The sequence below is a fragment of the Alcaligenes ammonioxydans genome (assembly GCF_019343455.1).
GTDB classification, from domain to species: domain Bacteria; phylum Pseudomonadota; class Gammaproteobacteria; order Burkholderiales; family Burkholderiaceae_B; genus Alcaligenes; species Alcaligenes ammonioxydans.
The window spans coordinates 1,966,225-1,979,704 of the sequence record NZ_CP049362.1; the positions used below are offsets into that span (position 1 = coordinate 1,966,225).

The 13,480-nt window shown below is 58.2% G+C and carries 12 protein-coding genes and 1 pseudogene; 5 read left to right on the top strand and 8 right to left on the bottom strand.

Annotated elements, in window-relative coordinates; all coding sequences use genetic code 11:
* Positions 1-303 precede the first annotated feature (303 nt).
* Positions 304-954, bottom strand: a complete 651-nt coding sequence (gene tetR(A) / locus FE795_RS09045) for a tetracycline resistance transcriptional repressor TetR(A) (protein WP_000164043.1) — start codon at positions 952-954, stop codon at positions 304-306.
* Between the two features lie 105 nt (positions 955-1,059).
* Here tetR(A) and tet(A) point away from each other — a divergent pair, with 105 nt between their 5' ends.
* Complete coding sequence (gene tet(A) / locus FE795_RS09050; protein ID WP_000804064.1) at positions 1,060-2,259, top strand: tetracycline efflux MFS transporter Tet(A); 1,200 nt, start codon at positions 1,060-1,062, stop codon at positions 2,257-2,259.
* A 31-nt stretch (positions 2,260-2,290) separates the two neighbouring features.
* On the opposite strand, the pseudogene FE795_RS09055 reads toward tet(A), so the two are convergent.
* Both FE795_RS09055 and FE795_RS09060 read right to left on the bottom strand, forming a co-directional pair.
* Positions 2,291-3,037: pseudogene (locus FE795_RS09055) on the bottom strand (EamA family transporter); the annotation flags it as partial.
* A gap of 33 nt (positions 3,038-3,070) precedes the next feature.
* The gene (locus FE795_RS09060) at positions 3,071-5,956 is read right to left on the bottom strand and encodes a Tn3 family transposase (protein WP_001138082.1); all 2,886 of its coding nucleotides are present in this window, start codon (positions 5,954-5,956) and stop codon (positions 3,071-3,073) included.
* A 125-nt stretch (positions 5,957-6,081) separates the two neighbouring features.
* On the opposite strand from FE795_RS09060, the gene FE795_RS09065 reads away from it, so the two are divergent.
* From FE795_RS09065 to FE795_RS09080, 4 genes are all read left to right on the top strand, one after another.
* The gene (locus FE795_RS09065; RefSeq protein WP_000904906.1) at positions 6,082-6,696 is read left to right on the top strand and encodes a recombinase family protein; all 615 of its coding nucleotides are present in this window, start codon (positions 6,082-6,084) and stop codon (positions 6,694-6,696) included.
* A gap of 118 nt (positions 6,697-6,814) precedes the next feature.
* Positions 6,815-7,944 (top strand): IS3-like element IS1133 family transposase gene (locus FE795_RS09070; RefSeq protein WP_131071812.1). Its coding sequence is split into 2 segments (ribosomal slippage): positions 6,815-7,061 and positions 7,061-7,944, totalling 1,131 coding nucleotides; the frame shifts between segments, so codons are not numbered across the junction.
* A 52-nt stretch (positions 7,945-7,996) separates the two neighbouring features.
* On the top strand, positions 7,997-8,800 hold the full coding sequence (gene aph(3'')-Ib, locus FE795_RS09075; RefSeq protein ID WP_001082319.1) for an aminoglycoside O-phosphotransferase APH(3'')-Ib: 804 nt from the start codon (positions 7,997-7,999) through the stop codon (positions 8,798-8,800).
* Positions 8,800-9,636, top strand: a complete 837-nt coding sequence (locus tag FE795_RS09080) for an aminoglycoside O-phosphotransferase APH(6)-Id (protein ID WP_000480968.1) — start codon at positions 8,800-8,802, stop codon at positions 9,634-9,636. The genes aph(3'')-Ib and FE795_RS09080 overlap by 1 nt, the downstream gene beginning before the upstream one ends.
* Positions 9,637-9,704: 68 nt before the next feature.
* On the opposite strand, the gene FE795_RS09085 is transcribed toward FE795_RS09080, so the two are convergent.
* The 5 genes from FE795_RS09085 to dfrA1 all read right to left on the bottom strand — a co-directional run bounded on the left by FE795_RS09085 (position 9,705) and on the right by dfrA1 (position 13,449).
* Positions 9,705-10,469, bottom strand: coding sequence for an IS6-like element IS6100 family transposase (locus FE795_RS09085; protein WP_001389365.1), 765 nt, complete (start codon positions 10,467-10,469; stop codon positions 9,705-9,707).
* A 506-nt stretch (positions 10,470-10,975) separates the two neighbouring features.
* Entirely contained in the window at positions 10,976-11,476 is a 501-nt protein-coding gene (locus tag FE795_RS09090; RefSeq protein ID WP_000376623.1) for a GNAT family N-acetyltransferase, read from the bottom strand.
* A 127-nt stretch (positions 11,477-11,603) separates the two neighbouring features.
* Positions 11,604-12,443 carry a sulfonamide-resistant dihydropteroate synthase Sul1 gene (gene sul1, locus FE795_RS09095; RefSeq protein ID WP_000259031.1) on the bottom strand — a complete coding sequence of 280 codons (840 nt, stop codon included), beginning with the start codon at positions 12,441-12,443 and terminating at the stop codon, positions 11,604-11,606.
* Positions 12,437-12,784, bottom strand: coding sequence for a quaternary ammonium compound efflux SMR transporter QacE delta 1 (locus FE795_RS09100; RefSeq protein WP_000679427.1), 348 nt, complete (start codon positions 12,782-12,784; stop codon positions 12,437-12,439). The genes sul1 and FE795_RS09100 overlap by 7 nt, the downstream gene beginning before the upstream one ends.
* A 191-nt stretch (positions 12,785-12,975) precedes the next feature.
* Positions 12,976-13,449, bottom strand: coding sequence for a trimethoprim-resistant dihydrofolate reductase DfrA1 (dfrA1, locus tag FE795_RS09105; protein WP_000777555.1), 474 nt, complete (start codon positions 13,447-13,449; stop codon positions 12,976-12,978).
* Positions 13,450-13,480: the final 31 nt, after the last annotated feature.

The window sequence follows — 13,480 nt, forward strand, 5'->3', positions numbered from 1 at the left end:
TCCCCTATCTCATCTGCGCAAGGCAGAACGTGAAGACGGCCGCCCTGGACCTCGCCCGCGAGCGCCAGGCGCACGAGGCCGGCGCGCGGACCCGCGCCACGGCCCACGAGCGGACGCCGCAGCAGGAGCGCCAGAAGGCCGCCAGAGAGGCCGAGCGCGGCCGTGAGGCTTGGACGCTAGGGCAGGGCATGAAAAAGCCCGTAGCGGGCTGCTACGGGCGTCTGACGCGGTGGAAAGGGGGAGGGGATGTTGTCTACATGGCTCTGCTGTAGTGAGTGGGTTGCGCTCCGGCAGCGGTCCTGATCAATCGTCACCCTTTCTCGGTCCTTCAACGTTCCTGACAACGAGCCTCCTTTTCGCCAATCCATCGACAATCACCGCGAGTCCCTGCTCGAACGCTGCGTCCGGACCGGCTTCGTCGAAGGCGTCTATCGCGGCCCGCAACAGCGGCGAGAGCGGAGCCTGTTCAACGGTGCCGCCGCGCTCGCCGGCATCGCTGTCGCCGGCCTGCTCCTCAAGCACGGCCCCAACAGTGAAGTAGCTGATTGTCATCAGCGCATTGACGGCGTCCCCGGCCGAAAAACCCGCCTCGCAGAGGAAGCGAAGCTGCGCGTCGGCCGTTTCCATCTGCGGTGCGCCCGGTCGCGTGCCGGCATGGATGCGCGCGCCATCGCGGTAGGCGAGCAGCGCCTGCCTGAAGCTGCGGGCATTCCCGATCAGAAATGAGCGCCAGTCGTCGTCGGCTCTCGGCACCGAATGCGTATGATTCTCCGCCAGCATGGCTTCGGCCAGTGCGTCGAGCAGCGCCCGCTTGTTCCTGAAGTGCCAGTAAAGCGCCGGCTGCTGAACCCCCAACCGTTCCGCCAGTTTGCGTGTCGTCAGACCGTCTACGCCGACCTCGTTCAACAGGTCCAGGGCGGCACGGATCACTGTATTCGGCTGCAACTTTGTCATGCTTGACACTTTATCACTGATAAACATAATATGTCCACCAACTTATCAGTGATAAAGAATCCGCGCGTTCAATCGGACCAGCGGAGGCTGGTCCGGAGGCCAGACGTGAAACCCAACAGACCCCTGATCGTAATTCTGAGCACTGTCGCGCTCGACGCTGTCGGCATCGGCCTGATTATGCCGGTGCTGCCGGGCCTCCTGCGCGATCTGGTTCACTCGAACGACGTCACCGCCCACTATGGCATTCTGCTGGCGCTGTATGCGTTGATGCAATTTGCCTGCGCACCTGTGCTGGGCGCGCTGTCGGATCGTTTCGGGCGGCGGCCGGTCTTGCTCGTCTCGCTGGCCGGCGCTGCTGTCGACTACGCCATCATGGCGACGGCGCCTTTCCTTTGGGTTCTCTATATCGGGCGGATCGTGGCCGGCATCACCGGGGCGACTGGGGCGGTAGCCGGCGCTTATATTGCCGATATCACTGATGGCGATGAGCGCGCGCGGCACTTCGGCTTCATGAGCGCCTGTTTCGGGTTCGGGATGGTCGCGGGACCTGTGCTCGGTGGGCTGATGGGCGGTTTCTCCCCCCACGCTCCGTTCTTCGCCGCGGCAGCCTTGAACGGCCTCAATTTCCTGACGGGCTGTTTCCTTTTGCCGGAGTCGCACAAAGGCGAACGCCGGCCGTTACGCCGGGAGGCTCTCAACCCGCTCGCTTCGTTCCGGTGGGCCCGGGGCATGACCGTCGTCGCCGCCCTGATGGCGGTCTTCTTCATCATGCAACTTGTCGGACAGGTGCCGGCCGCGCTTTGGGTCATTTTCGGCGAGGATCGCTTTCACTGGGACGCGACCACGATCGGCATTTCGCTTGCCGCATTTGGCATTCTGCATTCACTCGCCCAGGCAATGATCACCGGCCCTGTAGCCGCCCGGCTCGGCGAAAGGCGGGCACTCATGCTCGGAATGATTGCCGACGGCACAGGCTACATCCTGCTTGCCTTCGCGACACGGGGATGGATGGCGTTCCCGATCATGGTCCTGCTTGCTTCGGGTGGCATCGGAATGCCGGCGCTGCAAGCAATGTTGTCCAGGCAGGTGGATGAGGAACGTCAGGGGCAGCTGCAAGGCTCACTGGCGGCGCTCACCAGCCTGACCTCGATCGTCGGACCCCTCCTCTTCACGGCGATCTATGCGGCTTCTATAACAACGTGGAACGGGTGGGCATGGATTGCAGGCGCTGCCCTCTACTTGCTCTGCCTGCCGGCGCTGCGTCGCGGGCTTTGGAGCGGCGCAGGGCAACGAGCCGATCGCTGATCGTGGAAACGATAGGCCTATGCCATGCGGGTCAAGGCGACTTCCGGCAAGCTATACGCGCCCTAGGAGTGCGGTTGGAACGTTGGCCCAGCCAGATACTCCCGATCACGAGCAGGACGCCGATGATTTGAAGCGCACTCAGCGTCTGATCCAAGAACAACCATCCTAGCAACACGGCGGTCCCCGGGCTGAGAAAGCCCAGTAAGGAAACAACTGTAGGTTCGAGTCGCGAGATCCCCCGGAACCAAAGGAAGTAGGTTAAACCCGCTCCGATCAGGCCGAGCCACGCCAGGCCGAGAACATTGGTTCCTGTAGGCATCGGGATTGGCGGATCAAACACTAAAGCTACTGGAACGAGCAGAAGTCCTCCGGCCGCCAGTTGCCAGGCGGTAAAGGTGAGCAGAGGCACGGGAGGTTGCCACTTGCGGGTCAGCACGGTTCCGAACGCCATGGAAACCGCCCCCGCCAGGCCCGCTGCGACGCCGACAGGATCTAGCGCTGCGTTTGGTGTCAACACCAACAGCGCCACGCCCGCAGTTCCGCAAATAGCCCCCAGGACCGCCATCAATCGTATCGGGCTACCTAGCAGAGCGGCAGAGATGAACACGACCATCAGCGGCTGCACAGCGCCTACCGTCGCCGCGACCCCGCCCGGCAGGCGGTAGACCGAAATAAACAACAAGCTCCAGAATAGCGAAATATTAAGTGCGCCGAGGATGAAGATGCGCATCCACCAGATTCCCGTTGGAATCTGTCGGACGATCATCACGAGCAATAAGGGGTCGTTTGCGGGAGGGGGCGGAATCCTACGCTAAGGCTTTGGCCAGCGATATTCTCCGGTGAGATTGATGTGTTCCCATCCGAGCGGCGAAACATGGGCCAAGAGATCGGGCGATAGCAGCTTTCCATCGCGTTTCTGGTTTGCAACGACCTCGCCGAGCTTCATGGTGTTCCAGAAGATGATGATGGCGGCGAGCAGATTCATGCCGGCGATGCGGTAATGCTGGCCTTCGGCGGAACGGTCGCGGATTTCACCGCGGCGGTGGAAGCTGATTGCCCGCTTCAGCGCATGATGAGCTTCGCCTTTGTTGAGCCCGATCTGGGCACGCCGTTGGAGTTCGGCATCCAGAATCCAGTCGATCATGAACAGGGTGCGCTCGACGCGACCGACTTCCCGCAGGGCTGTCGCGAGCTCGTTCTGCCGCGGATAGGAGGCGAGTTTCCGCAGAATCTGGCTTGGCGCGACGGTCCCGGCAGCAATGGTGGCGGCGATGCGCAGGATGTCGGGCCAATTGCGCTCGATCATGGCTTGGTTGACCTTTCCGCCGATCAACGCTCGCAGGTGCGCCGGGGCGGCCGACGGATTGAACGCGTAGAGCCGTTTGGATGGCAGGTCGCGGATGCGCGGAGCGAACCGGTAGCCGAGAATGGCACATGCGGCAAAGACGTGATCGGTGAAGCCGCCCGTGTCGGTGAACTGCTCGCGGATATGGCGTCCAGCATCGTTCATCAGCAGGCCATCGAGGATGTAAGGCGCTTCGCTTGCCGTTGCAGGAATCACCTGGGTTGCGAACGGCGCATATTGGTCGGAGACGTGGCTATAGGCTTTCAGGCCCGGGGTATTGCCATATTTCGCGTTGACCAGGTTCATGGCCTCACCTTGCTCTGTAGCGACGAAGAACTGTCCGTCGCTCGAAGCCGACGTGCCCATGCCCCAGAACCGGGCCATGGGTAACGCTGCCTGTGCCTCGACCACCATGGCCAGCGCCCGGTCATAGGCTTCGCCCTCGACATGCCACCGTCCAATGCGGATCAATTCCCAGAAGGTGTGGGTGTTTGTCGCATCCGCCATTTTGCGCAAGCCGAGGTTGATCCCTTCCGCCAAGATAACGTTCATTAGCCCGATCCGGTCAGCGCAGGGTGCTCCTGTGCGCAGATGGGTGAACGCTTCGGTGAAGCCGGTCGCCGCATCCACCTCCAGCAGGAGATCGGTGATGCGCGTGGGCGGGATCTGCTTGTAGAGATCGAGCACCAGATCTTCGGCGCCTGTCGGCGCGGCGGCTTCGAGTTTCTCGATATGCAGAACGCCGTTTTCAATCGACCCGCCCGGGATCGTGCCTGCGCGAGCGGCACGGCCAAGCTCGCGCAACCGCATGTCGAGGCGAGCTTGCCGGTCTGCCAGCCATTCCTCCGGCCGCAATGGCACAGCGAGACGACCGCCTTCCGCGATGGATTGTGCCGGAACGAGTGCGTGTTTCAGATCGCCATAGCGCCGGGACCTAGTAAGCCAGACATCTCCGGAGCGGAACGCATCGCGCAGATGGAACAGCACCGCGATCTCCCATAGGCGAGCGTCGCCAGCCCTCTGGGCCCGAAGGTGGCGATGCCATTTCGAGCTGGGCCGCAAGAAGCTGGTCATCGCGGCATCGTTCAAACCGGTACGAAGGGCCGTCACCGCTTCCAGAAGCGGCAGTGCAACGGGCGCAGCTCGCAGATCGAGCAGGCGCAACATGCGTGGAGCGTATCGGCGGAAGCGGTGATAACCGTCGAGCACATGATTGAGCGGATCGTCGGCCATGGTGGCGGTCAGCCTGGTTGCCATTGCAACAAGGGTTTTTAAGCCGTCCCACCCTGACCCACTCGCGATGACATCGCCCAGCGGCTGGCCATCATCCTGTGCATCGACCAGGGCGCCCCCGATCTCGGCGAAGGATTTCAGGGTGTCACGCACCACCCCCGCTTCGTCTGCGACCTTTGCATGGCAAATACGCTCCGAAGCACGGTAGAGACGGCCGACGATCCGGTCGTGGGTTTCGACCACTGCGTCGGCCAACATCGCCTGCCATTCCGAGACGCAAACAGCCAAGATCGCAAGCCGCCTGTCCTCCGGGAGATCGCGCATGCCGTCGGCATAATACCGTTCACCCTGCCTGCGCAGACGAGTCACCCGATGGGCAGGAACGCCGGCAAGCAGATCCTCGGGGAGATCGATGCGTTGCAGATATTCGAGCCGGTCGAGCAGCCGGTTGGCCGACGAAGAGTTCGAGCCAGGCTCGAACTGGCGCAGCCACACAAAACGGGTCACCCGATCATCAGCCGTCTCCTCGAGCAATGCCAGCAACTGTTCTCGGATCGACATAGGCAGCCGACTGGCGATCCTCGTCTCGATGCGTCGCTCGGCATCGACGAGAGCCGCGGCACAAAGCCGCTCGATCGTGGATGTCGCGGGAAGGACAGTGCGGGTGCGTCGGCACTCGGCTACGAAGCGACGGGCGATATCCTCGTTCGACACCGCCATCTCGGCTTCTCGGAACAACCATTCCTTCAGCTCGCTCGCACCACGTCCGGAGAAGGTGCGGAAGCCGTAGAGCCCCCGTAACTCGGCAAGATGCTCGTGCCGTGTTTCCTCGCGGGCAGCATAGTCTACGAGATCGTCGGCACCCAGGCCAAGCTGCGCTCCGATAAATTCGATGACCTCTGCAGGGATCAGTTCGCCTGGAGCCAGCACCCGGCCGGGATAGCGCAGGACACACAATTGCAGGGCGAAGCCGAACCTGTTGTGAGCGCGCCGACGCAGCCTGATATGCCCAAGGTCTTCATCACTCAGCGTATAGTGCTTGAGCAAATCCGTCTGTGAAGTCGGCAAGCGCAACAGCGCGTCTTTCTGCCGATCGGTTAGAGTGACGCGACGCGGCATACATGTTCCTTTTTCAAAATCTGATAGCGTTCAAGACGCTTTGTTTATGAAGCTGGTTGAGATACATTTCCAGAGGTCAATGCAATCGTGGCCGAAGCGCCGCCTCAAACCAACGTTTGTGATACATGCTGATCGGATATGCCCGCGTCTCCAAAGCCGATGGCTCGCAGTCTCTCGACCTGCAGCACGACGCCTTGCGCGCCGCAGGTGTCGAACGGGACAATATCTATGATGATCTTGCTTCCGGCGGTCGTGATGATCGCCCTGGCTTGACTGCCTGCCTCAAGTCATTGCGTGACGGCGATGTGCTGGTGGTCTGGAAGCTCGATCGCCTCGGACGATCGCTTGCCCATCTGGTCAACACGGTGAAGGAGCTGTCAGACCGCAAGATCGGCCTGCGGGTTCTGACTGGAAAGGGCGCTCAGATCGACACCACGACTGCGTCCGGTCGCATGGTGTTCGGAATCTTCGCCACCTTGGCCGAGTTCGAGCGGGATCTGATCCGAGAGCGCACCATGGCGGGTCTCGCCTCCGCGAGAGCGCGCGGTCGCAAGGGCGGACGAAAATTCGCGCTCACCAAAGCTCAGGTGCGTCTCGCGCAAGCCGCCATGGCCCAGCGCGATACTTCAGTTTCCGATCTCTGCAAGGAACTCGGCATCGAGCGCGTCACTCTCTACCGATATGTCGGTCCCAAAGGCGAGCTCAGAGACCATGGAAAGCATGTTCTCGGACTTACGTAGCAACTCGTTTCTTTTCGCAGGTTGAGCCACCTCCGCGCTTCATCAGAAAACTGATGGTCTTGCCTCGGTTTCGTTCCGGTCTTTTTGAGAGCATTATTTGTTATCAAGGAGACCATATATGTCATTAAAGCATAGTGATGAATTTAAGCGTGATGCAGTTCGCATAGCACTCACTAGTGGCTTAACACGCCGTCAAGTTGCGTCAGATTTAAGTATTGGGCTTTCCACGCTTGGGAAATGGATCGCATCAATTTCCGATGAAACTAAAATTCCTACCCAAGACACTGATCTTCTGCGTGAGAATGAACGTTTACGCAAAGAGAACCGTATCCTTCGGGAGGAGAGGGAGATATTAAAAAAGGCAGCAATATTTTTCGCAGTACAAAAGCTGTGAGATTTCAGTTTATTACGGATTACCGTGGCTCTCTCTCACAATCACGCATATGTCGTTTGATGGGCGTAACAGATCGTGGTTTACGCGCATGGAAACGCCGTCCTCCATCACTGCGCCAGCGTCGTGATCTTATACTTCTAGCGCATATACGTGAGCAGCATCGGTTGTGTTTGGGGAGCTATGGTAGGCCGCGTATGACAGAAGAGTTGAAAGCGCTGGGCCTGCAGGTTGGGCAGCGTCGGGTTGGACGTTTGATGCGCCAGAATAACATTACAGTTGTTCGAACGCGTAAATTCAAACGGACAACGGATAGTCATCATACCTTCAACATTGCACCGAACCTATTAAAACAAGACTTTAGCGCAAGCGCACCCAACCAGAAATGGGCAGGCGATATCACTTATGTTTGGACCAGAGAAGGATGGGTCTATCTTGCTGTTATCCTTGACCTGTATTCCCGTCGCGTGATTGGCTGGGCAACAGGTGATCGATTAAAGCAGGATCTTGCATTAAGGGCACTGAATATGGCGTTGGCTTTACGCAAACCACCACCGGGTTGTATTCAACACACAGACCGTGGGAGCCAATATTGCGCTCATGAATATCAAAAGCTACTGCTCAAACATCAATTGCTGCCGTCCATGAGCGGGAAAGGCAATTGTTTTGATAACTCCGCAGTAGAAAGCTTCTTTAAATCATTAAAGGCTGAGTTGATTTGGCGCAGACACTGGCAAACAAGGCGAGATATTGAGATTGCAATCTTCGAATATATAAATGGCTTTTATAATCCACGCCGAAGACATTCAACACTCGGCTGGAAATCGCCGGTGGCATTTGAGAAAAAAGCCGCTTAAAATGAGAGATAGACCGGAACACAACCGGTGCAAGACCATGAAGGAACCTCCATTGAATCGAACTAATATTTTTTTTGGTGAATCGCATTCTGACTGGTTGCCTGTCAGAGGCGGAGAATCTGGTGATTTTGTTTTTCGACGTGGTGACGGGCATGCCTTCGCGAAAATCGCACCTGCTTCCCGCCGCGGTGAGCTCGCTGGAGAGCGTGACCGCCTCATTTGGCTCAAAGGTCGAGGTGTGGCTTGCCCCGAGGTGATCAACTGGCAGGAGGAACAGGAGGGTGCATGCTTGGTGATAACGGCAATTCCGGGAGTACCGGCGGCTGATCTGTCTGGAGCGGATTTGCTCAAAGCGTGGCCGTCAATGGGGCAGCAACTTGGCGCTGTTCACAGCCTATCGGTTGATCAATGTCCGTTTGAGCGCAGGCTGTCGCGAATGTTCGGACGCGCCGTTGATGTGGTGTCCCGCAATGCCGTCAATCCCGACTTCTTACCGGACGAGGACAAGAGTACGCCGCAGCTCGATCTTTTGGCTCGTGTCGAACGAGAGCTACCGGTGCGGCTCGACCAAGAGCGCACCGATATGGTTGTTTGCCATGGTGATCCCTGCATGCCGAACTTCATGGTGGACCCTAAAACTCTTCAATGCACGGGTCTGATCGACCTTGGGCGGCTCGGAACAGCAGATCGCTATGCCGATTTGGCACTCATGATTGCTAACGCCGAAGAGAACTGGGCAGCGCCAGATGAAGCAGAGCGCGCCTTCGCTGTCCTATTCAATGTATTGGGGATCGAAGCCCCCGACCGCGAACGCCTTGCCTTCTATCTGCGATTGGACCCTCTGACTTGGGGTTGATGTTCATGCCGCCTGTTTTTCCTGCTCATTGGCACGTTTCGCAACCTGTTCTCATTGCGGACACCTTTTCCAGCCTCGTTTGGAAAGTTTCATTGCCAGACGGGACTCCTGCAATCGTCAAGGGATTGAAACCTATAGAAGACATTGCTGATGAACTGCGCGGGGCCGACTATCTGGTATGGCGCAATGGGAGGGGAGCAGTCCGGTTGCTCGGTCGTGAGAACAATCTGATGTTGCTCGAATATGCCGGGGAGCGAATGCTCTCTCACATCGTTGCCGAGCACGGCGACTACCAGGCGACCGAAATTGCAGCGGAACTAATGGCGAAGCTGTATGCCGCATCTGAGGAACCCCTGCCTTCTGCCCTTCTCCCGATCCGGGATCGCTTTGCAGCTTTGTTTCAGCGGGCGCGCGATGATCAAAACGCAGGTTGTCAAACTGACTACGTCCACGCGGCGATTATAGCCGATCAAATGATGAGCAATGCCTCGGAACTGCGTGGGCTACATGGCGATCTGCATCATGAAAACATCATGTTCTCCAGTCGCGGCTGGCTGGTGATAGATCCCGTCGGTCTGGTCGGTGAAGTGGGCTTTGGCGCCGCCAATATGTTCTACGATCCGGCTGACAGAGACGACCTTTGTCTCGATCCTAGACGCATTGCGCAGATGGCGGACGCATTCTCTCGTGCGCTGGACGTCGATCCGCGTCGCCTGCTCGACCAGGCGTACGCTTATGGGTGCCTTTCCGCAGCTTGGAACGCGGATGGAGAAGAGGAGCAACGCGATCTAGCTATCGCGGCCGCGATCAAGCAGGTGCGACAGACGTCATACTAGATATCAAGCGACTTGGCTCTGTTGCAAAGATTGGCGGCAGTCAGAGGTAGGCTGTCGCTCTGCGCCGATCAGGCGGCTGCTGCGAAATGGTGGTTGAGCATGCCCATGGCCTCCGTCAGCGCCGAGGGCCCAATGCCAAAAGCTCTCTCCACAAGGCGCACCTCGCCCCTGATGCCGGGCTGCAGGCACCAGGGGCGAGCCTGTCCTTTGCGCAGGGCTCGCATGACTTCGAATCCCTTGATCGTGGCATAGGCCGTGGGGATCGATTTGAAACCGCGCACCGGCTTGATCAGTATCTTGAGCTTTCCGTGATCGGCCTCGATCACGTTATTGAGATACTTCACCTGCCGGTGGGCCGTCTCCCGGTCCAGCTTTCCTTCGCGCTTCAATTCGGTGATCGCTGCACCATAGCTCGGCGCTTTGTCGGTATTGAGCGTGGCAGGCTTTTCCCAGTGCTTCAGGCCTCGCAGGGCCTTGCCCAGGAACCGCTTCGCTGCCTTGGCGCTGCGGGTCGGCGACAGGTAGAAATCGATCGTGTCGCCCCGCTTGTCGACTGCCCGGTACAGGTAGGTCCACTTGCCCCGCACCTTGACGTAGGTTTCATCCAGGCGCCAGCTCGGATCAAAGCCACGCCGCCAGAACCAGCGCAGCCGCTTCTCCATCTCCGGGGCGTAGCACTGGACCCAGCGATAGATCGTCGTATGGTCGACCGAAATGCCGCGTTCCGCCAGCATTTCCTCAAGGTCGCGATAGCTGATCGGATAGCGACAATACCAGCGCACCGCCCACAGGATCACATCACCCTGGAAATGGCGCCACTTGAAATCCGTCATCGTTCCGTCCGTCCAATCTCCGCCAAGCATGCTCAAGCTTCACGATTTTTGCAACAGAGCCCACACGAGTATTGAGCATAGTCGAGATTGGTGCAGATCACTTCTGATATTGAACTGTCAGGAGCTGGCTGCACAACAGCCATTACGCCCAATCAACTGGTGCAGTCGTCTTCTGAAAATGACATTTGGTATCTCTCATAAACGGATGTTTTTGAGAGAACTATCTTCGGCCTTCACACGCACGAAAGGCGGCGAAGCTCCGCCGTTAATCCGTCCGCCGGAGATCTCGCCCAGGCAGGCTGAAGGCCGAGCAAGCCTGACAGGCCCGAAAAGCCCGGCACGGGCGTCGGCGGCGATGACGGCGGCGGCATTATCCAGGGTTGATGATGGAAGTGGAGGATATCGACAACCTCTCGCGCAACCAAGACATCGCGGTCGGACTGCAAGTGATCTTAAAGCCACGGGCCCGTCCCACCCCGACATGGACCTCGATGCCCGAACGGACGTTAGATTTCGAGTTCTAGGCGTTCTGCGATGAAGGTTGGATCCCAGCCGGGATTGAAAGTGTCGACGTGGGTGAATCCGAGCCGCTCGTATAGGCCACGCAGGTTCGGGTGGCAGTCGAGCCGCAGCTTGGCGCACCCCTGCGTTCGCGCGGCATGGCGGCAAGCCTCGATCAGCGCGGAGCTGACACCCCGGCCCGCATGTGTCCGTCGCACCGCGAGCTTGTGCAGATATGCGGCCTCCCCCTTGAGGGCGTCGGGCCAGAACTCGGGATCCTCGGCCGACAAGGTGCAACAGCCGACGATGCCGTCGCTGCAACTCGCGACTAGGAGCTCGGATCTCAGGACGAAGGTCTCCGCGAATGTCCGGTCGATCCGCGCGACGTCCCAGGCGGGCGTTCCCTTGGCGGACATCCACGCCGCAGCGTCGTGCATCAGCCGCACAACCTCGTCGATATCACCCGAGCAGGCGACCCGAACGTTCGGAGGCTCCTCGCTGTCCATTCGCTCCCCTGGCGCGGTATGAACCGCCGCCTCATAGTGCAGTTTGATCCTGACGAGCCCAGCATGTCTGCGCCCACCTTCGCGGAACCTGACCAGGGTCCGCTAGCGGGCGGCCGGAAGGTGAATGCTAGGCATGATCTAACCCTCGGTCTCTGGCGTCGCGACTGCGAAATTTCGCGAGGGTTTCCGAGAAGGTGATTGCGCTTCGCAGATCTCCAGGCGCGTGGGTGCGGACGTAGTCAGCGCCATTGCCGATCGCGTGAAGTTCCGCCGCAAGGCTCGCTGGACCCAGATCCTTTACAGGAAGGCCAACGGTGGCGCCCAAGAAGGATTTCCGCGACACCGAGACCAATAGCGGAAGCCCCAACGCCGACTTCAGCTTTTGAAGGTTCGACAGCACGTGCAGCGATGTTTCCGGTGCGGGGCTCAAGAAAAATCCCATCCCCGGATCGAGGATGAGCCGGTCGGCAGCGACCCCGCTCCGTCGCAAGGCGGAAACCCGCGCCTCGAAGAACCGCACAATCTCGTCGAGCGCGTCTTCGGGTCGAAGGTGACCGGTGCGGGTGGCGATGCCATCCCGCTGCGCTGAGTGCATAACCACCAGCCTGCAGTCCGCCTCAGCAATATCGGGATAGAGCGCAGGGTCAGGAAATCCTTGGATATCGTTCAGGTAGCCCACGCCGCGCTTGAGCGCATAGCGCTGGGTTTCCGGTTGGAAGCTGTCGATTGAAACACGGTGCATCTGATCGGACAGGGCGTCTAAGAGCGGCGCAATACGTCTGATCTCATCGGCCGGCGATACAGGCCTCGCGTCCGGATGGCTGGCGGCCGGTCCGACATCCACGACGTCTGATCCGACTCGCAGCATTTCGATCGCCGCGGTGACAGCGCCGGCGGGGTCTAGCCGCCGGCTCTCATCGAAGAAGGAGTCCTCGGTGAGATTCAGAATGCCGAACACCGTCACCATGGCGTCGGCCTCCGCAGCGACTTCCACGATGGGGATCGGGCGAGCAAAAAGGCAGCAATTATGAGCCCCATACCTACAAAGCCCCACGCATCAAGCTTTTGCCCATGAAGCAACCAGGCAATGGCTGTAATTATGACGACGCCGAGTCCCGACCAGACTGCATAAGCAACACCGACAGGGATGGATTTCAGAACCAGAGAAAGAAAATAAAATGCGATGCCATAACCGATTATGACAACGGCGGAAGGGGCAAGCTTAGTAAAGCCCTCGCTAGATTTTAATGCGGATGTTGCGATTACTTCGCCAACTATTGCGATAACAAGAAAAAGCCAGCCTTTCATGATATATCTCCCAATTTGTGTAGGGCTTATTATGCACGCTTAAAAATAATAAAAGCAGACTTGACCTGATAGTTTGGCTGTGAGCAATTATGTGCTTAGTGCATCTAACGCCTGGCACAGCGGATCGCAAACCTGGCGCGGCTTTTGGTACAAAAGGCGTGACAGGTTTGCGAATCCGTTGCTGCCACTTGTTAACCCTTTTGCCAGATTTGGTAACTATAATTTATGTTAGAGGCGAAGTCTTGGGTAAAAACTGGCCTAAAATTGCTGGGGATTTCAGGAAAGTAAACATCACCTTCCGGCTCGATGTCTATTGTAGATATATGTAGTGTATCTACTTGATCGATCAGGCTTTTGTATATCTCCCCACCACCTGAAACAATGACATGATCCGTTATTTTCTTTAGGTTGGTTAAAGCATCTTTAATTGATGGAAAGATCACTACGTTCTCATTGTCAGATGTAAAACTTGAACGTGTTACGACCGCATACTTTCGGTTGGGTAATGCTCCCATTGATTCAAAAGTCTTGCGTCCAACCAACAGCCATTGGTTATAGGTAATAGCTTTAAACAGGAGCTGTTCACCTTTGGCACTCCATGGAATATCAGGGCCATTCCCGATAACTCCATTCTTCGATATAGCTACCATTAGTGATAGTTTCACAATTCTTCCTCAGAGGTTAACGCCTGAAATA